A 1,587-nucleotide genomic window follows, 5' to 3' on the forward strand; every position below is an offset into this window, starting at 1 on the left:
CAGCTTGTCGAAAAAGTCTGCCTACCGGCAGACTTTTTCATGTAAAGATGATAAAATAGGGAATAAGGGGTGAGGAATATGTTGGAGCGAGGGAAAAATGAGCGAGGGGTTATAGAAATGGTGGATACAGAAAGTCTGGTGCCACCGGGACATCTATTGCGGCAGGTGGATGCAGCGGTAGATTTCGAGAAATTGTACAAGATCGTGGAGCCGTTGTACAGCGAAGAAGAGGGCCGGCGGAGCATCGACCCAGTGGTGCTGTTCAAAATCGTATTGCTGCAGCATTTGGATGGGAATACCTCTTTGCGTGGAACGCTGCGCAGAGCGCAGACAGATGTAGCATACCGGTGGTTTCTGCGGTACACGCTGAGCGAGGAGCTGCCCCATTTTTCCACGGTGAGTTACAACTTCCGGCACCGGTTTACTTCGGAGACCATAGAGGCAGTGTTTCGATGGATATTGGAGGAGGCAGGCAGTGCGGGAGCACTGACCCCAGCAGCAGTATTTATAGACGGGACACACATCAAGGCAAGCGCAAATCTGAACAAGAAAATCAAGCAGGAAGTACCGGCAGCAGCAAAACGATACCAGGAAGAACTGCTGGCGGAAGTGAACGCGGACCGGGAGGCTCATGGAAAAAAGCCACTGGATGATGAAGATGAACCGCCCAAAGCTGGAGGGAAGAAACAGGACAACACCTCAAAAAAGAAGCGGACCCGGAGGAAGAAAGCGGCAAAAAAGCAGAAAACCGTAACGGTATCCACCACAGACCCGGAGTGTGGAATGTTCCACAAAGGGGAGCACAAGCGGTGCTTCGCTTATGAGGCCCATACCGCCTGCGACAAGAACGGTTACGTATTGGAAGCAGTGGTCACCCCCGGAAATATCCATGACAGCGTGGCGTTTGACGATGTTTACGACAAATTGATTCAATCGTTTCCGGAGGTTGAGACAGTGGTGGCGGACGCTGCCTACAAGACCCCGCATATCTGCAAAAAGGTATTCCGGGATGGCCGGGTATTGTCTACTGCCTACAAGCGGCCCATGACGATGAAAGGCGGACATCCCTGGTGGTCTTACGTCTATGATGAATATTATGACTGCGTGATCTGCCCGGAATACCACATCCTGTCCTACCGCACCACCAACCGGGATGGATACCGTGAATACCGCAGCGACCCGGAAATCTGTGCCCAATGTCCCTCCCGCCATTTATGCACCCGCTCGAAAAACTGCGTGAAGACTGTCCAGCGCCATATCTGGAAAGACTACGAGGAACTGGCCGATGACGCCAGATACACCCCGGAATACAAGGACCTTTACGCCAAACGCAAAGAAACCATTGAACGGGTCTTTGCGGATGCGAAAGAAAAGCATGCCATGCGCTATACCTTTTACCGTGGTCTGGCCCAGGTTTCCAACTGGGTGAGGCTCAAATTTGCTGCCATGAACCTCAAAAAGCTGGCAAGGTGGAAAACCAGAAAACGCTTTGCTCCATCCTCCTCTGCCACTTCCTACATTTTATCCCTCATTAACTTTGTGGCCTGTCTGGTAATGAAGACAGACAGGCCTCTTTTCGACAGGCTG

The 1,587-nt window shown here is 51.8% G+C and carries 1 protein-coding gene; it reads left to right on the forward strand.

Translation table 11 applies throughout. The features are described 5' to 3' along the window. Positions 1-117 precede the first annotated feature (117 nt). Positions 118-1,587 (forward strand): IS1182 family transposase (locus tag NFS22_RS23550; protein WP_251320052.1); only part of this gene is annotated, 1,470 nt, incomplete at its 3' end.

Origin of the sequence: Flintibacter muris (genome assembly GCF_943192995.1) — a bacterium.
In the GTDB taxonomy this organism is placed as follows: domain Bacteria; phylum Bacillota; class Clostridia; order Oscillospirales; family Oscillospiraceae; genus Lawsonibacter; species Lawsonibacter muris.